13 protein-coding genes and 1 tRNA gene are annotated in these 17,782 nt (G+C 55.0%); 6 read left to right on the top strand and 8 right to left on the bottom strand.

What is annotated here, in order from left to right; all coding sequences use genetic code 11:
• Positions 1-415 precede the first annotated feature (415 nt).
• From HPC62_RS15875 to HPC62_RS15865, 3 genes are all read right to left on the bottom strand, one after another.
• Entirely contained in the window at positions 416-1,069 is a 654-nt protein-coding gene (locus tag HPC62_RS15875; RefSeq protein ID WP_172357239.1) for a Uma2 family endonuclease, read from the bottom strand.
• A gap of 30 nt (positions 1,070-1,099) precedes the next feature.
• Positions 1,100-2,908, bottom strand: coding sequence for a proline--tRNA ligase (locus HPC62_RS15870; RefSeq protein WP_172357237.1), 1,809 nt, complete (start codon positions 2,906-2,908; stop codon positions 1,100-1,102).
• 228 nt (positions 2,909-3,136) lie between these two features.
• On the bottom strand, positions 3,137-6,736 hold the full coding sequence (locus HPC62_RS15865; protein ID WP_172357235.1) for a bifunctional diguanylate cyclase/phosphodiesterase: 3,600 nt from the start codon (positions 6,734-6,736) through the stop codon (positions 3,137-3,139).
• Positions 6,737-7,002: 266 nt separating this feature from the next.
• On the opposite strand from HPC62_RS15865, the gene HPC62_RS15860 reads away from it, so the two are divergent.
• Both HPC62_RS15860 and HPC62_RS15855 read left to right on the top strand, forming a co-directional pair.
• Positions 7,003-7,341, top strand: a complete 339-nt coding sequence (locus HPC62_RS15860; RefSeq protein ID WP_172357233.1) for a hypothetical protein — start codon at positions 7,003-7,005, stop codon at positions 7,339-7,341.
• A gap of 217 nt (positions 7,342-7,558) precedes the next feature.
• A tRNA-Gly gene (locus HPC62_RS15855) sits at positions 7,559-7,629 on the top strand.
• Positions 7,630-7,728: 99 nt separating this feature from the next.
• On the opposite strand, the gene HPC62_RS15850 is transcribed toward HPC62_RS15855, so the two are convergent.
• From HPC62_RS15850 to HPC62_RS15840, 3 genes are all read right to left on the bottom strand, one after another.
• Positions 7,729-8,079 carry a hypothetical protein gene (locus tag HPC62_RS15850; protein WP_172357231.1) on the bottom strand — a complete coding sequence of 117 codons (351 nt, stop codon included), beginning with the start codon at positions 8,077-8,079 and terminating at the stop codon, positions 7,729-7,731.
• A 169-nt stretch (positions 8,080-8,248) separates the two neighbouring features.
• On the bottom strand, positions 8,249-9,970 hold the full coding sequence (locus tag HPC62_RS15845) for a B12-binding domain-containing radical SAM protein (RefSeq protein WP_172357229.1): 1,722 nt from the start codon (positions 9,968-9,970) through the stop codon (positions 8,249-8,251).
• The gene (locus tag HPC62_RS15840; RefSeq protein ID WP_172353197.1) at positions 9,901-10,092 is read right to left on the bottom strand and encodes a hypothetical protein; all 192 of its coding nucleotides are present in this window, start codon (positions 10,090-10,092) and stop codon (positions 9,901-9,903) included. The genes HPC62_RS15845 and HPC62_RS15840 overlap by 70 nt, the downstream gene beginning before the upstream one ends.
• A gap of 494 nt (positions 10,093-10,586) precedes the next feature.
• Between HPC62_RS15840 and HPC62_RS15835 the strand changes: the two genes are divergently transcribed.
• Complete coding sequence (locus tag HPC62_RS15835) at positions 10,587-11,609, top strand: tetratricopeptide repeat protein (RefSeq protein ID WP_172357227.1); 1,023 nt, start codon at positions 10,587-10,589, stop codon at positions 11,607-11,609.
• A 246-nt stretch (positions 11,610-11,855) separates the two neighbouring features.
• Here HPC62_RS15835 and HPC62_RS15830 read toward each other — a convergent pair whose 3' ends face one another.
• Entirely contained in the window at positions 11,856-12,212 is a 357-nt protein-coding gene (locus HPC62_RS15830; protein WP_068511691.1) for a hypothetical protein, read from the bottom strand.
• A 352-nt stretch (positions 12,213-12,564) separates the two neighbouring features.
• Between HPC62_RS15830 and HPC62_RS15825 the strand changes: the two genes are divergently transcribed.
• Positions 12,565-13,848, top strand: a complete 1,284-nt coding sequence (locus tag HPC62_RS15825) for an endonuclease/exonuclease/phosphatase family protein (protein WP_172357225.1) — start codon at positions 12,565-12,567, stop codon at positions 13,846-13,848.
• A 3-nt stretch (positions 13,849-13,851) separates the two neighbouring features.
• Here HPC62_RS15825 and ribBA read toward each other — a convergent pair whose 3' ends face one another.
• Positions 13,852-15,582, bottom strand: coding sequence for a bifunctional 3,4-dihydroxy-2-butanone-4-phosphate synthase/GTP cyclohydrolase II (gene ribBA, locus HPC62_RS15820; protein WP_172357223.1), 1,731 nt, complete (start codon positions 15,580-15,582; stop codon positions 13,852-13,854).
• Between the two features lie 733 nt (positions 15,583-16,315).
• Here ribBA and argC point away from each other — a divergent pair.
• Together argC and HPC62_RS15810 are read left to right on the top strand one after the other, a co-directional pair.
• Positions 16,316-17,380 (top strand): N-acetyl-gamma-glutamyl-phosphate reductase, encoded by a 1,065-nt coding sequence (gene argC, locus HPC62_RS15815; RefSeq protein ID WP_172357221.1) that lies wholly within the window; start codon positions 16,316-16,318, stop codon positions 17,378-17,380.
• A gap of 54 nt (positions 17,381-17,434) precedes the next feature.
• A complete protein-coding gene (locus HPC62_RS15810; RefSeq protein WP_172357219.1) occupies positions 17,435-17,671 on the top strand; it encodes a hypothetical protein in 237 nt (78 codons plus the stop codon).
• Positions 17,672-17,782: the final 111 nt, after the last annotated feature.

Genomic DNA, 17,782 nt, shown 5'->3' with positions numbered 1-17,782 from the left:
GATTGGGCAACCCAAAATCGCAAATCCAAAATCGACAGAACTTACGCACTTGCGATATATTCTTTGGGTTTTGGACAATTTCTCGCGGGCGCAGCCCGCGAGAAATTGTCCAACTGCGTAAGTCCTAATCGAGAATCGACATCAGTCCAAGGGCGGGGCGATTGCCTCATCTGCTGCGATCGCGGCCTTGATGCAAATACCCAGTCTAATAACGCAACGCAATTCTGGCCTAGGTTTTCAGACGGACAGACTGGATTTTTGTTCCGCTGCTGGCAGATTGGAGCAGCCTGGAGCAGCCTGGAATAGCTCCAGCACAACACCCCATCTCTTTTATTCTAGAAATCTTGCTCTGATCCGGGATGATTCGCTGAAAACTGCGCCGTGCTGCGATTCTGTCGGTGTGCTTCTGCGCGAATCAGGCTTCTCGGGAGCGCTGAAATTGGGCCATCAACTGCGCCACCACCTGGCTATTCTCTGCCTGTTTGGACTGCTCCAGTGCAGCTTGCAGCACCGACAATTCCAGCCCCGGCAAAACCTGGGAAACCGGGATGCGGCGGCTGCCTTGGTTGGCAATTTGAAAGGCAATGATTTGGCTCTGGGACACATCCACGACCCAATATTCCGCCACATCCAGTTCTTCATACAGCAGTCGCTTAGTGCCCAGGTCGTCTGCCAGCGAGGAGTCGGCAATTTCGATCGCCAAATCTGAGGGAGGAACCTCGTCTAGGTTGGCGATCGCCCGCCCCTGAGGAGCCAGTGCAGCACGGCTACCGACGTAATAGGAGATATCTGGCTGCGCTTCTTGCACGCCTGCCTTTCGATAGCTACAGTGTGTTAACCCCACAATCGGAATGCCGTTTAGCCCACAATACAAACCGATAACGAGAATCAGCAGTGTATTTTCTCTGGCGTGATCTGGCCCAACTCCCACGGTTTCAATCCTCATTTGCTGGTTGAGATAGTAGCCCTTCGCCTTGGCGTAAGCGGGATCATCCGTCAGACGCACAAATTCCTCCCAGGAGGCTGGAACCCAGGCGTTGGTGACTTGAGCGGGGGTGAGTTGAACCATTGGCGTTTCTGGGAATGAAAGGACAGAGAGCTAGGGAGCGATCGCCTCCTGTATCCACTGTTTGAGGGTGGACACGATCTGATCCAGCGCGATTTCCTGCGATTGCTTGGTGGCGCGTTGCACGACTTCGACCTTGCCCTGCTGGAGCGATCGCCCCGTCACTACGCGGAAGGGAATGCCCACTAGTTCAGAGTCTTTGAACTTCACGCCGGCTCGCTCGTCGCGGTCGTCCAGCAGGGTTTCTACGCCAGCGGCGTTGAGGTCGGCGTAGAGTTTCTCAGCAGCTTCTACTTGAGCGGCATCGGTGATGTTGGGGATGACGACGATGGCATGATAGGGGGCGATCGCCACGGGCCAGATAATGCCGTCTTTGTCGTGGTTTTGCTCCACGGCGGCCTGCGCCAGCCGAGACACGCCCACGCCATAGCAGCCCATCACCAGCGGCAGTTCTTCGCCCGTTTCGCTAGTGTAGGTCGCGCCCATTGCTTTGGAATATTTCGTGCCCAACTGGAAAATGTGCCCCACCTCGATGCCACGGGCGGTTTGCAGGATTTGGCTGGGGTCATGCATCGCGCGATCGCCCGGCCGGGCCTTGCGAATGTCCACCACGTCCCCAGGCAGCGGATACTGCTTGCCCCAGTTTGCCCCGACGACGTGATAGCCAGACTCGTTCGACCCGGTGACGAAGTTCTGCAAGTCCACGGCCGTTTTGTCCACCAGCCGCAAGAATTTGGGATGCAGCTTTTCCTGCTTGCCGATGTAGCTGTCTTCCAAGCCGGGGGAAATGTAGCCCAAGGGCAGGGGCTTGGCGGCCCACTTCGCCTGTGCCTCGGCATCGGGCACGGTCAGTGCCAGCAGCGTCTTGCCCCCAAAGCGATCGCCCAGTTTCACCAGTTCATTCGTCAGCTTTACCTCGTTTACGTCTTGGTCACCGCGAATGCTAGCCAGCACCAGCACCGTCACGCCGTTGTCGTAAACGGCCTGATACAGCACGTTTTTGACAATCTGCGTGGGAGAGCATTTGAGAAACTGGGCGAGTGTTTCAATGGTGGGCGTGTTGGGCGTGTCCAGTTTTTCAAATTTCGTAAAGGTGGAGGGCACGGCATCGGGCGGCAGCGACACGGCTTTCTCAGTATTGGCCGAATATTTGCCATCTTCGGTGTAAAGGATTTCGTCCTCCCCAGCGTCTGCCAGCACCATGAATTCCTGAGATCCCGATCCGCCGATCGCCCCGGAGTCTGCCTCCACCGGGCGGAACTTCAGCCCCGTGCGGGTAAACATATTGCGATAGGCGCGATCCATGTCGGCGTAGGTCTGCTTCAGGCTTTCTTCACTCGTATGGAAGGAATAGCCGTCCTTCATGATGAACTCGCGTCCACGCATTAGCCCAAAGCGGGGACGAATCTCGTCGCGGAATTTCGTCTGAATCTGATACAGGTGCAGCGGGAGTTGGCGGTAGGAGCGGATCATGTCGCGGGCGATCGCCGTAATCACTTCTTCATGGGTCGGGCCCAGCGCCACCTCGCGGTTTTGCCGATCCGTCAGGGTGAACATGATGCCTTCCGCCTGGGTGTAGGTGTCCCAGCGGCCCGACTCTTTCCACAGTTCCGACGGCTGCATGGCGGGCAGCAGCACTTCCTGCGCGCCGGTCGCATTCATCTCCTCACGCACAATCTGCGACACCTTTTGCAGCACTCGCCACATCAGCGGCAGATACGCGTAGACCCCGCTGCCGATGCGCCGAATATAGCCCGCCCGCAGCAGCAGCTTGTGGCTGGGAATCTCTGCCTCTGCCGGATCTTCGCGCAGGGTGACAAATAGCATCTGAGACAGGCGCATCGCTGGGTCGTCCTTCCTACTAACATTTGCGTTGGTTCTCTCAGTCTACCGAACCCACTGCCTCTCGCATCGCTTTACGGATATCGCTTATCGCTTAGCGATATTCCCCGACGAGCGATCGCCCCAAATCTCATTCCCTGGTCAAGCGGCATCCCGGAGTAGTCGTCGGCCCTTGGCTCAGAAGCAATCCCTCCCAGCGCAGACCCAGTGCCCACACGGACTGTTGCCCTAAGCATCGCCGGGCTGATTGCCCAGAAGACTCCCCTCTTGAGCAAGGAGCGCTGCGGCTGCCTCTGACGTGAGCGCACGAGAGAAGAGATAGCCTTGTCCTAACTGATAGCCAAGGCGCTGGAGTCGCTGAAGCTGAGTGTGCGTTTCAATGCCTTCGGCGATCGCCCCCAACCCAAGCTGTTGGCTCAGGGCTGCGATGGTTTCAACAATCTGATAGTTGCGCGGATCTGCTTCAATTTGGCTGACGAAGGATCGGTCTACCTTTAGGCTATCGACAGGTAGCCGATGCAGATAGCTGAGGGAAGAATAGCCTGTGCCAAAATCATCAATGCTGATGTGAATGCCGCGTGCCTTAATTTGTTCTAGCAGGCGAATTGCGGCCTCGGCATCTTCGACCAGCATACTCTCGGTAATTTCCAACATCAGACAGGTTGGATTGAGACCACTTTGCGCCAGTGCTTGGTCAATTTCATTGACTAACCCGCCGTACTTCAAGTCCTGTGCCGAGAGATTTACCCCAACTTTCATCTGGCTGCATTGGGGAAAGACCTGTTGCCAGCTTGCCAACTGCTGACAGGCCGTTTGCAGCGCCCACAGATCAATCGCTGTAATTAGCCCGATTTCTTCAGCAGTAGTAATGAAATCGGCAGGAAACTTCAAGCCTTGGGTTGGGTGCTGCCAGCGGATAAGGGACTCGAACCCGACCAGTGCCCTAGTGTTGAGATCGACGGTGGGCTGATAGTGGAGGACAAATTCTTCAGCAGCGATCGCCTGTCGCAGGTCATTTTCCAAATGCAGCCGTCGGAGCGCCTGGGCGTGCATCTGGATGTCAAAAATTTCGTAGCAAGCTTTGCCTTTTTGCTTGGCGCGATACATTGCAATGTCAGCATCCCGCAGCAAATGCGAAGCCTGGTCATAGACAGAAGTGCCCAGCACAATGCCCGCACTAGCAGTTGTGTAGATTTCGCGTCCTTCCAACAGCAGCGGCGTTTGCAGCGCCGAGAAAAGTCGTGCCGTGGCATCAATCGCTGCTTGAATTTGGGGTATCTCTTCTAGCAAAATAATGAACTCATCCCCGCCGAGCCGCGCCGCCAAGTCTGACGGTTTTAGGGTCGATTGCAGGATTTGGGCGATCGCAACTAGCAGTTGATCCCCCGCTAGATGCCCCAGGCTGTCGTTGATCACTTTAAACCGATCAAGGTCGAGAAAAATCACCGCAAACTGATAGTTCCCAGCGGATTTGGCACGGGCGATCGCCGCTTCTAGCCGTTCCATCAGCAGCTTGCGATTGGGCAACCCCGTCAGCGCATCATGAACCGCCGCATACTCTAGCTGGCGTTGAATCCGCACGCGCTCGGTCACGTCGCGGGAGGTGGTCTGGAGTTGCACGACCGTGCCCGTCCCATCAACGATTGATTTAAGCAAGGTTTCAAACCAAACGTAGTGCCCTGCCCGATGGCGCATCCGATAGGTAACGGGTCCAGCCTTGCCGCTGCTGGCAGCGATTTCCAACGCTTGGGCGAGGCGATCGCCCTCCTCAGGATGCACAAACTGCTGCGGTAAACGACCCAGCATTTGATCATAGCGATAGCCCAGCAGCCCCTCACAGGACGGGCTGACGTAGCTGTAATGGCCTGACGGCTGATGCAGACAAACAAGGTCGCTAGTGTTTTCGGCCAAAAGTCGATAGCGGGCTTCGCTGTCTCGCAGGGCCAGTTCTGACTGCTGGAGTTGCGCCAGCGCTGTCTGCCGCTCTGTCACGTCTAAAATCAGCGTGTCCCAAATAATGTCACCGTTGGCATAGCGCGTGGGTCTGCCTGCTGCTTCGAGCCACTTTTTACGTCCAGAAGGAGTCGTGATTCGCCATGCCCAAGACCAAGGTTGCAGCGTCCGCGCCGATTCCATCACCGAAGCCTGCATCGCTGGCAGATCCTCTGGATCAATCATCTGCCACAGCACGGTGGCATCTTCAACAACTGCTTGTGCATCCACCTCCCACAACCTGAGACAGCCCGGACTCATGTAAACCACTGCATCAGACCCGTCAGGACGAAGGAGATACTGAAAGATAGCGCCCGGCACATTGGCCGCCATGTTTTGAAATCTTGCTTCGCTCTCTCGCAGAGCAGTCTCGATGCGGCGGCGTTCTGTTAGTTCTATTTGCGCCTGTTGGTAAAGATTGGCTTGCTGAATGGCAATTTCAAGCTGATGGGCAACGGCTTGGGCCAGTTGCACTTGGTCTTCGGACCAAACGAGCGATCGCCCATCCGCCACAATCGTAAAGCTACCCCACAGCTTACCGTCCACTGACAGCGGAATCAGCAGCCACGCCCCAGGCACGATTTGGGCCAGATCTCGATTAATCGTGTCTTCTATAGCGCTGGCATCGTTGATCTGTACCACCTGAAACTGTTTCAGTCTGGATGCAAAGGGATTGCCTGCATCAGAAATTTCTAAACCCAGCGTTGAGGGCTGAGCAGCATCGTGACGATAGGCTGCGACGTGTTTCCAAACACCCTGCTTCGGTAGATACTGCACGACGTAACAGTCCAAATCCTGAAGCAGGCGAGCAGTTTCTGCCGTTGCTGTTGCAAAGATAGTGTCGAGGTCAAGGGAGTTGCGAATTGCTTGGAAGACGCGGTTCAGCGCCTGTTCTCGCTGAATTTGCTTCTGTAGCTCTGTGATGTCTCTTCCAACGGATTGAATTTCGACTAGCACGCCCTGTTCATCGAAAATGCCAACGTTAACCCACTGGGTCCAGCCAATCTGATGATTGGGTCGTTGGTCTCGGTTAATGTTTTCAAAGGTTGGATGTGTAGGTGTCAGAGCAGCAATTTTTCGATAGATTTCATCCAAATCTTCGGCGGGAACAAAGCTACTCCAGCGCTGACCAATAACCTCCTCCAGCGGCAGACCCAGCGTTGCACAGAGGGAGTCGTTGGCAAAAGTAATACGGGTGTCTGGCGTAGAGCGTAGAATCAGATCGGTCTGCGCCTGAATCACCTGGCGATAGCGTTGATCACTTTGTCGATCACTTTGCAGCCGCGTGTTTTCAATGATTTGCTGCTCGTGGATGTTGCGCCGCTTTTGGGGGCCGATATCTTGCAGCGTAGCAATCGCATAGGTGACGTTGCCCTGCGCGTCGAAAATAGGCGTGGCCTGCACTTCTAGAAAAATCGTGCGATCGCCCCAACGAATCTCCAAATCATCTGCCGCAGCCGCCACGCCTCTAAGCGCTTGCGTCGTAGGTAACTGCTCGACCGAGTAGGGAATCTGGGTGCCCGCACGATAAATCGGAGATGCCTCCAAAAACGGCGCTGGTGAATTTTCTAACTCGTTGGTGTCCTTGTTGGTATCATTGTCCTGCTCTAGCAATCTGCGACCCGAAGGATTGATGTAGACTAGCTGCCCCGTTGCGTCGTAGGCAGCGATGCCAATGGGTGCTGCGTCTAGACACTGAAGCAGGCGGCTTTCGCGCTCCAAACGGTTAGCGCATTCCTGCTGAAGGGCTGCTATCCACCGTTTAACAGAGGCAGGGGTGCGGTTCCAGTCTGCTGGCGAAACTTGCTCATAATCGGCGGAGGAGTGGTTTTCCATAGGTAAAACACAAACTTAAAAGTTTTCGCCTTCTGCCAGATTCGCTCTGTCTGGAGCCTGTCTGATGAAAAGTGTACCCATCTCTCTTCAAAATTTCAGGGCTGCAAGCCACCTTTCAAGCTTTGAAGCAAAAGCCCACTTCATCTCTGGGCTGCTCGTCTACCAGCAAGTGTTCAAACTTCCGGTACACTCACAACAGTGACTCAATGTTGGGTCAACGTTTCTTGTCGAAACTGCTTCATTGCGCTTCTATTTCACCTGTTACTATGCGGATTACTCGAAACCGTCTGCGCCAAGACGGGCTGTATTTTCTGCAAGGCATTGCAGGCACCTGTGTGGTTATGGGAGGGCTGGCGATCGCCCTCACCTCGTTCACGCTGCTGCTGTCTGCGTTTGCGCCGGGGCGCTTTCGGGAGATGATTCGCGACAATTTGCCCCCCGATTTGCCCCTGGTGCTAGTGGCGCTGCTGGTGGGGTTGGCGGCATTTTTGACCTTGCTGGTGTGGGCGCGGTTTACCTCGCGGCGGCTGGCGCTGTGGACGGGGGGCGTTTTAGGGGCGATCGCGCTGCTGTCGATGGTGGCGGTGGCGATCGCCAGTCCCTAGCCAGAAACCAGCCATAAAGTCAGCACTTAGGGCCGATCGCATCGAAGGCGACGTGGGAGGGCGATCGCCAAAACCGAAGTGACACTTCTAACAGTCCGCTTTTAGAGCAGTCCGCTTTTGGAAGCATACTTTTAGAATTGTGCTAACCTAGTAAAGCTTGAGAATTTCTCAACGCCTTTCACGAACACCTTTAACACGGGCTGTTGTGGAAATACTTGCGGGCATAGTTTAGTGGTAAAACTACAGTCTTCCAAACTGTTGATGCGGGTTCGATTCCCGCTGCCCGCTTCGGAAAGATTTGAACAATCTGGCAGACTATTTATCAAATTATCAAAACGGTTTGCCAAACGGTCTGCTAGATGGCTGGTAAATGGCTGGACACGCAGTTTATAAGTCCTGGTCTTCGTCCTGTTCTTTCACTTCGGGCGAAGGAGAAACCAGCGTAAAAGGCGCAAAAGAGGGCGTGGTGGCTGTGCGGCTCATGGCTGGCGGGCGCACGGGAGTCGCATTGCTGGGGCTGGCGCTATGGAGCGGACTGGTGGCCGAGTGGCAGAGCAGCGTCAGCGCACAGGAGCAAACCGCCAGCGATAGAAAATCCAGACCCTTCGTGGTCAGCACTTCTGGCTGGGGCGCAACGGCAGCAGCCACCCTGACCCGCGACCCGGTGTAGGCATGGGGCGAGCGGGCGGCGCGGCGCAGCGTTGCTCTCTGGTTCCATTCACTGGACTTTTCAATCATGACAACGGTTTGGTAAGAGGGAAGAACGAAAGGGGAAGAACGAAGAACGAAAAGGGAAACCCTAGCGTAGACTACCCAGATTGTGCCTGGTTCCAACGCAAGGATACGTAGGAATAAACTTGCAGACGGTGGAATTGGGCAAATTGTTCGCGGGTAAGCCAGAGCCGGGTTAGACCATTGCGGGGGCAAACAGGGCTATCGCGCTTGCCTGATGTTTGAGCAGGGTCGCCTTGGGCAGCGGCCCATGCAGATGCTCCCAGGGCAGCAGGTCATCTACCTGCCAGGGGTCGAAAACGTAAGCTTCCAGCGGTGGCAGGGTTCCCCGCAGTTCCTTGAAGGCGCGGCGGTAGCTGCCCAGTGTGTCGCCGTAGTGGCGCACCCTTTCTAGTAAATGGGACAAGCGGCGATCGCCCCGCGAAATTAGCGCCTGGATTACCGACCAATTATAGCTTTCGGGACGAAACTCGACTCCCAGTGCCCCCAGCCGCTTTTGCAAAATCTTTAATCGCTTGTCTGCCTGCGGGTTCACGCCAAACCACTGAAAGGGTGTGTGAGCTTTGGGGACAAAGGTGCTGCACCCCAGCGTCAGGCGCAGACCGGGCGCGGCTTTTTTCAGGGTTTTCAGCAGGTCTACGGTCGCATCTAGGTCGCTGGGCTGTTCGCCCGGAATGCCAACCATGCCATAGAGCTTGAGGCTGCTGAGGCCGCCCGCTTTGGCGTTGATGGCAGCCTGGACAATTTCTTCGGTTTCCAGCTTTTTGTTGATGATTTGCCGCAGGCGATCGCTCCCACTTTCGACTGCAATGGTAATGGAGCGGGTGTCGTGTCGCACGAGCGATCGCGCCAGTTTCTCGGTCACGGTGCCCGTCCGCACTGAGGCCAGGCTAAGCCGCACATCATCGAACTGCGGCTGGTTGAGATAATCCAGCAACTCGTCAAACTCTGGATGCTGCGTCACCGATGCGCCCAATAGCCCCAGCCGATTGGTCACCGCCAGCCCCCGCTCGATCGCAGGCATCAGCGATTGCTCCAAACTTGCTGGGCGAAAGGGCAGCGTTAGGTAGCTGGCCAGGCAAAAGCGGCACATTTCAGGACAACTCCGCACCACTTCCACCATGTAAATGTTTTCCCAGGCGGCCCGCTCGGTGACAACGGTCGAAGCCGACAGCACGTTGCCACGATAGGTCTGCTTTTCGACGACCGCAGGTGCGCCTTCCAGCGGGGCGATCGCCCGGATTTTTCCGTCTGGTGCAGTGTAGGTCACGTCATATAGCGACGGAACATAGACTCCTGGAACCTGCGCCAGGTGTCGAAGCTGCTGCGATCGCCCCTCCTGCCGCACTGCTTTGTAAGCCGTGATGAATGCATCTAGGAGCAGTTCACCGTCGCCCAGCAGCACCACGTCAAAAAAGTCGGCAAAGGGTTCGGGATTGGCCGTCAGCACAGGGCCGCCCCCGAAAATGAGCGGGTGGGCATCGGTGCGGTCGGGCGATCGCAAGGGAATCTCCAGTGACTCCAGCAGCCCCAAAATATTCACATAGTCCAGTTCCCAGGATACGGAGAACCCCAACAATTCGGGGCAGGCTGGCAGCGGCTCATGCAGATCGGTAAACAGGCGGCTGACCTGCACATCGGCCCGCGTCGCCAGCGTCGCCCAGACCACCTGATAGCCCAGGCTAGTAATGCCAACGGTATAGTCATTGGGAAACGCAAAAATCACCGGAACCGCGTCGGCATCCGGCGTTGCAGGCGTAAACAGCAGCCGCTCATCGGCGAAAACAGCAGTCACAAAGGCAGAAGCAAGAGAGGAGACATTCTCCTTCAGCCTATAGCAAAAGCCCAGAAGATGTGGGCAATGTAGCGATCGCCACCAGCAATGGACTCCAGGCATGTATATTTGGCTACTAAAAAATATGGGGATGTACGCAGATGCGGCAGGAGCAATTGAGGAATTGGAAAACTATAGGCGGTATTTTTCAGGGCATCTACCGTAGGAGTTTGCACAATCTTCATGGCAAGCTGAAGATACCGAAAAGCTCTGTTCTCATACATTGACAATTTTGTGACGAATTTTGCTGCCCTCAAGAGCAGTTATTAAGCCCCAGTTGAACTCCAGTTGAATCCCAGTTGAACCTTAGTTAAACCCCGGTTGAACCTTAGTTAAACCCCAGTTAAACCCCAGTTAAACGCTGATCAAACTCTAGTTAAAGCCCAATAGGTTAAAGGCTAAGTTACACTCAAATTTGTTAAACGCTGATTGATTTCCAAACTCAATCGAGAGAGTGGAACGAGTAGATAAGCTGGTTAAAAAGCCAGAGATAATTCATGAGGTCTAATTCATGAGGTCTGGGGCTAGATTTTGATCTACGAGGTGATCGAGTCACTAGTAACTTGCAGCTAGGACTACAGATATATTTCATTGAAGAAGATTCCATCTGAATGGACGTTTGCATCTGCAATGATCCGACGGATTGGAAGATGGACTGAATCGGGAGGCGATCGCAGTCATGGCTGATTTTTTTGATTCCTATCGGGGAACTTTTGTCCCAGAAACCGAGCGAACCACGGACGTTCGCAATTCAAAGGCAGCAAGCTTCAGCACTCGAAAAGCTGAGCTAGATCAACTGCTGGAAAAGGCGATTGAACAATATCAAATTCGGGACTATCCATCAGCCCTGAAAACATTTCGGCATGTCCTCTTTGGCTATCGAGAAGTGCATGATTTGCAGGGCGAAGGCATGACCCTCAGCGGCATGGGTCTAGCATTTTATGCGCTGGGTCAATACCAAGAGGCGATCGCCCATTCCTATCAAGCGCTGGCAATGGCCCGTCAGACGATGGATCGGCGCACCGAGCGTCAGGCCTTGGGAAATTTGGGCAATGCCTATCGCCATTTGAACAACTTTGAAAAGGCCATTGAATATAAAGGGCAAACGCTAGTCGTGGCCCGCGAAATTCAAGACCGACGGGGCGAAATGGCGGCGCTCAACAACCTCGGTATGGTGTATAAGGCAATGGGGGATTGTGAACAGGCGATTGCCTATTACGAACAAAGCCTGCGTCTGGCGAAAGAACTGCATGATTTGCAGGTAGAGGGGCAGGTTTTGCGGAACTTGGGCAATGCCTACCACGCGCTGGAAAACGGTCAGAAAACGGTGGAATGCTACGAGCAGCTTTTAGAAATTGCTCGACAGCAGTCTGACCTATCTACCGAAGGGCAAATCCTCAAAAATTTGGCGAGCGCCTGCTATTCCCTGGGAGATTGCAACAAAGCCATTACCTATCATCAACTGCGGCTGGCGATCGCCCGCACCCTCCGCGACAGGCGCAATGAAGACCAGGCGCTAGAAAGCCTTGGCGTGATTTATGACGCAATGGGAGACTATGCCAAAGCCATCGAATGCTATGAACAACGGCTAGCGATCGCCCAATCTGCTCAGGATAAGGACTTGGAGCGGCAGCTATTAACCAGCCTGCGAAACGTTTGCTACGCCGTTGGTGATTTTGCTAGAGCCAATTCGTATGAGTAGGTTTCTTGCAAGTTCTTTGCTCAGTTTTTTTTCTTACGCTCCTCTCTGAACAATAGACTTACGTTGCCAAAGCTCAGGGATTGGATTGAGAACCCGACATCCAGACCATGTTTCACATTCACAAGGACATGAGTTCTGGAACCAAACAGTCAAATTCAAAAGCCCCTGAGTCCATTGAAACTCAAGGGGCTTTCGTATAAACTATGCTCTAGATTTGCAGACTAAGAGTTTGCGCCGCCAAGTCTACTATCGATTTTGAGTTGCCTTTTCCAGAGCACGCTCAGCTTTTTCTTGAATCGTCACTGCCTGACGAGAATTGGATGGACGATTCATCTTATCTACATCAGCATTTTCCTGAACTTCATTGATTCCCTTGCGAGCGCGATCCTGCACTTCTTCCATGCTTTGCAGACCCGAATCCAGCGCTTCCTCTGCTTTTTCATAGATTCCATCTAGCTTTTCTACGCCTTCGTTGGGTGCGCTAGACTGATTGCCAAAGCCAAATGCAAGAGCAGGCGAGGCGGTAAACAGCATCAGGACGACAAACGAAAAGGCGATCGCCACTTTATAGATCGACTGCTTTAGTTGGTTCCAAGTTTTCATGGGAGTTCCTCCAAGAGTTACAATTCGTCAAGCCTGACTCAATTGAACTGCGCTAATTGAATTAGATAGTTGGACTTGGAAATCCACTTAATTCATACGCACCGCTTGACTCATTTGAATCATTTTTGTCATTTTTGAATCATTGAGTGACTCATTTATCCTGCATTTAGTTATACGCTGGATGCCCCTTGTTTCAAATCAATCCCTAGAGCGAAAGCGGTCAGGTTTTTACAGTTTTTTTCTCAGCAGAGCGACGGATTAAATCTTGCCAAATCAGATTGAACTTCCCTCTAAAGGGGGAGACAATAGAGGCGATCTGATAGCGACTAATTCCTGAAACCTAGAGGCATTCATGCTTTCTCGCCTTCTCTCAACGGTTAGAACAAACATAATTAGAACAAACATAAAAGTGAGTGCGCTTCACCAGGCAGCACGGCTGGGAATAGCCGCCTGCTTCAGCCTCGGAGTGTTGCAATCTTCTGCTGGGGCAGCGCCGATTCGCTTTGCCTCGTTCAACGCCTATCTCAACCGCGAAGCAGAGGGACAACTGCTGGCGGATTTGGCAACACCCGACAATCCGCAGGTGCGGGCCGTCGCCGAAATCATCCAGCGGGTGAACCCTGACGTGCTGCTGCTGCTGGAGTTTGACTATGACCCGACGGGTGAAGCCGTGCGCCGCTTTCAGGAAAATTATCTCGCTGTGGGACACAACGGCGCTGCGCCCATCCACTTTCCCTACGTCTATCTCGCGCCCAGCAACACGGGCATTCCGTCTGGCTTTGACCTGGATAATGACGGGCAGGTCAGCACCACACCGGGGACTCGCGCCTACGGAGGCGATGCGTTTGGGTTTGGGCTGTTTCCAGGGCAATATGGCATGGTGCTGCTGTCGAAATACCCCATTATTCAAGAGCAGGTGCGGACGTTCCAGATGTTTTTGTGGAAAGATATGCCCGGTGCGCTGCTGCCCAGCAATCCGGCGACTCCCAACGCGGGTGACTGGTATTCCCCAGAGGAACTAGCGGTGTTGCGGCTGTCGTCTAAAAATCACTGGGACGTGCCGATTCTGATTGGCGATTCGCGAAGCGATCCCGGCGGGAGTCGCACGATTCATGTCCTTGCCAGCCACCCCACGCCGCCCGTGTTCGACGGGCCCGAAGACCGCAACGGCCGCCGCAACCACGACGAACTGCGGCTGTGGGCAGATTACATCACGCCTGGCCGCGCCGACTATCTCTATGACGACCGGCGACAGCGGGGCGGTCTGAGCGACACGGCTTCGTTTGTGATTATGGGCGACCTGAACGCCGACCCCATCGATGGCGACGGAATGCCGGGGGCGATCGCCCAACTGCTCGACCATCCCCGCGTCAACGCTGACCTCACGCCCAGTAGCGCAGGCGGACAGGCAATCGCCGCCGCCAGCACCGCCACCGGCCCCACCCGCTTCCACACCGCCAGCTTCGGTCGCCAGAGCCTCCGCCTCGACTATGTGCTGCCCTCGACGGATCTCCGGGTCGTCGGTGCGGGTGTTTTCTGGCCCGCTCCGGGTGATCCGCTGTTCCGATTGGTGGGCGATGGCGATCCGATTATCAGCTCCGACCATCGCCTGGTATGGGTGGATGTAGAAATTTAGCCGCTAGTCCGTCGGCGGGTGCGTGGAAAACACATAAATCCGCTGGGTCGCCAGATTTGTAAAGACCTCCGACGGACGCACTGGCTCGGCGCTGTCGTCCCGCTTCAGTCGAAAGATTTGGCGATCCAGTTGCACCTGCAAATTGGTCATGGGGTCGCCACCCGCAGACACCAGAAACTCTAGCTGCTGCACAGTCGGCCAGGCGGCAACCTGGTCGAGAATTTGGGCGATCGCCCGTTTCGCGGGATGCTCTGGCTGCTGAAACCAGTCGGGGCTAGCGGTCTGCGATTGTCCAAAACCCAGATGCACGATCAGCGATGATTGGTTAAAGAGGGCGATCGCCACCGGCCGCGCCTCTTCCTGCACCAGCAGATCGTGGGCCTTAGCCAGATAGCGCAGTTTCTCCAGTCGGTCGTAGCGCTCCGTTACCGAGGGGTCGTCTTCCCAGCGAATCGCCAGCGTCAGCAGGTAGGTTTGCAGCAGCAGATGGCCCAGTTTCTCTGCTTTCGTCGCCAGATAATCAGCATTAAACGGAGTCGCCTCGATCAGCAGCGGCACCCGGCTCACCATCTCCAGCCCGTAGCCCTTGAGGCCAGCAATCTTGCGCGGATTGTTGGTAATTAGGCAAAACTGGCGAACGCCAATGTCGTTGAGAATCTGTGCGCCCATGCCATAGTTGCGCTGGTCGGCCGGGAACCCCAATCGCTGGTTTGCCTCCACCGTGTCTAGCCCCAAATCTTGCAGCGAGTAGGCTTTCAGCTTGTTAATCAGCCCAATGCCGCGCCCCTCCTGCCGCAGATAGACCACCACGCCCGCCCCTGCGTTCTCAATCATCTTCAGCGCCGCCTGAAGCTGCATTCGGCAATCGCACCGCAGCGACCCCAACGAATCTCCAGTGAGGCATTCTGAATGCACGCGCACTAGCACCGAGCGGTCTTTGAATGTCTCCGGATCGCCTTTCACAATTGCCACATGCTCGGAATTATCCAGCAGATTTCGATAGGCATAGATTTTGAAGTGCCCAAACTGCGTCGGCAAATCCGCCACTGCCTCACGATGCACAAACCGCTCATGCTGGAGCCGATAGCTAATTAAGTCGGCAATGCTGATCAGCTTTAGCCCGTGCCGCCGGGAATATTCCACCAACTCTGGCAGCCGCGCCATTGACCCATCAGGGTTTTGGATTTCGCAGATCACGCCCGCCGGATACAGACCCGCCAGTTGCGCCAAGTCTACGCCCGCTTCCGTGTGACCGGCCCGCTTCAGCACGCCGCCTTCCTTCGCCCGTAGAGGAAAGATGTGGCCGGGTCGGCGCAGGTCGCTTGGCTTGGTTAGCGGGTTTAGGGCAATTTGAATCGTGCGGGCGCGGTCTTCGGCGGAGATGCCTGTGGTTACGCCGAGGTGGGTTGCGCCGTCGATGCTGACGGTAAAGGCGGTCTGCTCGCTTTCGTCAGTGTAGCTGCTGACCATCAGCGGCAGGTCAAGCTGGTCGAGCCGTTCGCCGGTCATGGCCAGACAGATCAGCCCCCGCGCTTCCACGGCCATAAAGTTGATCATGTCGGGTGTAGCGAACTGGGCAGCGCAGACGAGATCGCCTTCGTTTTCGCGGTTTTCATCATCGACCACGACGATCATTCGACCCGCCTTGAGATCGGCCAGGGCAGACTCGATCGAGTCGAATTGGAATGCAGGAGCGGGTTGAGCAGGTGTAGCGGCAGGCGTAAGCGGTTCCACGAGAAAATTCCTGATTGAAGAGAGAAAAATAGAGGTTGGTAAATAGGGCCGTCTCAGCAGTGGAGTCGGGCTGAAATTAGGCTCAAATGTAAAGTTCTCTGAAGCGATCGGCTAAATCGATTGTATCTCTTTCGGCTAAACCATTGACAAGCGGGGCGCTATGATGGGGGCGGTTTGCGCTGCGGGCAGGTTTATTTGCAGCAGTTGGCAAAAAATGCTAGCGAGTATGAATCCGGTGCGGTCAAGGCAGGCTGGCTCTGCGGGGCAGCTCGATTTCCCAAAAATCTTTTGTTTTTCTGGATAGCGCAAAAGGGCAGGGTGTTTTATGGTTAACCTACTGATTTATGAATTTTAGGACTTACGCAGTTGGATAATTTTTCGCGGGCTGCGCCCGCGAAAAATTATCCAAAATCCAGAAAGCCTATCGCAAGTGCGTAAGTTCTGAATTTGTCAGCTAGTTGAACGATTTGAATTGAACGATTTGAATGATTCTCGTTTTTGGGTTGGGGCTGGGCATCACCCGATCAGGCGATGCAGGATATCGAGGTTTATCTGGAGGTTTCTCTTTTGAGATGCCTCTCAGATGCATCCATATAGGCACCCGTCGTATACACCCGTCGATCAATGACAGAATGCTGAACGATGGAATGCTAAACCTGATTTTTGCAGCCGTTGAGGCTGAACCTGTTGAAGTGAAAACTGCTGAGGCTAGCGTTGTATAAGGGCAATCATCATGGGTGATTCAGAACGTATTCCCGTCGGCATTGTGGGCGCGTCGGGCTATGGCGGCATTCAACTGGTCCGGCTGTTGCTGGATCATCCCAAGCTGGAGTTGGTCTATCTGGGCGGCGAAAGCACGGCGGGCAAGCCGTTTGCAGAACTCTATCCCCATCTGGGGCATCGAGTGAATCTGTCGGTGGAGTCGGTGGATGTAGAGGCGATTGGCGATCGCTGCCAGGTTGTCTTTCTCTCTTTACCAAATGGCCTCGCCTACAAGATGGCTCCGCGCCTGCTGGACAAGGGCTGCAAGGTGCTGGACTTGTCTGCCGACTATCGGTTCAGCGATTTGCAGACCTATAAGACCTGGTATGGGGGCGATCGCGACGATTTTGCGGTTGCGCCCAGGGCAGTGTACGGGCTGCCAGAGCTATACCGTGATCGCATCGCCGAAGCCCAACTCGTCGGCTGTCCCGGCTGCTATCCGACTGCCAGCCTGCTGGGCCTTGCGCCGCTGCTCAAGCAAGGGCTGATCATTCCCGAAACGGCCATCATCGACGCAAAATCGGGCACCTCCGGCGGCGGTCGCCAGCCCCCCAAGGTGGACATGCTGCTGGCCGAAGCCGACAGTTCCTTCCGCGCCTACAACGTCGGCGGTCGCCATCGCCACACGCCCGAAATCGAGCAGGTCTGTAGTGACTTGGCTGGGCATGAGGTGCTGGTGCAGTTTACGCCGCATCTAGTGCCGATGGTGCGCGGTATTTTGGCGACGATCTATGCCACGATGCGTGATCCGGGGCTGGTGCGCGACGACTTGCACACAATCTACTCCGCGTTTTATCGCAATGCGCCGTGGGTGCGCGTGCTGCCTAGCGGCACTTATCCCCAAACCAAGTGGGCTTGCGGCACGAACCTCTGCTACATCGGCATCGAATTAGATTCGCGCACGGGCCGCGTGATCGTCATGTCTGCCATCGACAACTTGCTGAAAGGACAGGCGGGTCAGGCGCTCCAGTGCCTTAACCTGATGATGGGCTGGGAAGAAACGCTGGGGCTGCCACAGTTGACGTTTTATCCCTGACGTTTTAGCCCGTAGCTGCTGGAAGCTCTCCCTCAGGTTGTATAGCCTATCCCCATGCGCCAGGTTCTCGCAAATTGGATTTTAGGAGTTCATCCCTACAACACCTGCTTTGCCTTCAATTGGCACAATGTTCGCCACATTCGGCGATTTTTGGAGCGCACAGTGGCCCAAATTGAGGGGTCTAATTTGCGGTTGGCGGATGTGGGGGTGGGCGATCGCCCTATTTTCCCTTTTTTGCATCCAAAACATCGGAGTACCTTGTTGTTGACTTGGCAGATGCGCTGCCGCTAGGTGAAGCGCGGCCAATCCAACAGCGAGTCGGAACTTTAGTTTGGACTAATGGTGAAGAGGAAGGCAGTCAATGAGAAGCACCGACTGCCGTAAGGTCAATGAAGTACAACC

Origin of the sequence: Thermoleptolyngbya sichuanensis A183, from assembly GCF_013177315.1 — a bacterium.
In the GTDB taxonomy this organism is placed as follows: Bacteria; Cyanobacteriota; Cyanobacteriia; order Elainellales; family Elainellaceae; genus Thermoleptolyngbya; species Thermoleptolyngbya sichuanensis.
Note: the sequence above shows the minus strand (reverse complement) of the source record. Positions and strands in the feature narration are given on the sequence as shown.

What these genes read in the sequence shown, in the direction of transcription:
- HPC62_RS15875 (WP_172357239.1), bottom strand. Translation starts at nt 1,069, where the DNA reads ATGGTTCAACTCACCCCCGCTCAAGTCACCAACGCCTGGGTTCCAGCC.
- HPC62_RS15870 (WP_172357237.1), bottom strand. Translation starts at nt 2,908, where the DNA reads ATGCGCCTGTCTCAGATGCTATTTGTCACCCTGCGCGAAGATCCGGCA.
- HPC62_RS15865 (WP_172357235.1), bottom strand. Translation starts at nt 6,736, where the DNA reads ATGGAAAACCACTCCTCCGCCGATTATGAGCAAGTTTCGCCAGCAGAC.
- HPC62_RS15860 (WP_172357233.1), top strand. Translation starts at nt 7,003, where the DNA reads ATGCGGATTACTCGAAACCGTCTGCGCCAAGACGGGCTGTATTTTCTG.
- HPC62_RS15850 (WP_172357231.1), bottom strand. Translation starts at nt 8,079, where the DNA reads ATGATTGAAAAGTCCAGTGAATGGAACCAGAGAGCAACGCTGCGCCGC.
- HPC62_RS15845 (WP_172357229.1), bottom strand. Translation starts at nt 9,970, where the DNA reads ATGCCTGGAGTCCATTGCTGGTGGCGATCGCTACATTGCCCACATCTT.
- HPC62_RS15840 (WP_172353197.1), bottom strand. Translation starts at nt 10,092, where the DNA reads ATGAAGATTGTGCAAACTCCTACGGTAGATGCCCTGAAAAATACCGCC.
- HPC62_RS15835 (WP_172357227.1), top strand. Translation starts at nt 10,587, where the DNA reads ATGGCTGATTTTTTTGATTCCTATCGGGGAACTTTTGTCCCAGAAACC.
- HPC62_RS15830 (WP_068511691.1), bottom strand. Translation starts at nt 12,212, where the DNA reads ATGAAAACTTGGAACCAACTAAAGCAGTCGATCTATAAAGTGGCGATC.
- HPC62_RS15825 (WP_172357225.1), top strand. Translation starts at nt 12,565, where the DNA reads ATGCTTTCTCGCCTTCTCTCAACGGTTAGAACAAACATAATTAGAACA.
- argC (WP_172357221.1), top strand. Translation starts at nt 16,316, where the DNA reads ATGGGTGATTCAGAACGTATTCCCGTCGGCATTGTGGGCGCGTCGGGC.
- HPC62_RS15810 (WP_172357219.1), top strand. Translation starts at nt 17,435, where the DNA reads ATGCGCCAGGTTCTCGCAAATTGGATTTTAGGAGTTCATCCCTACAAC.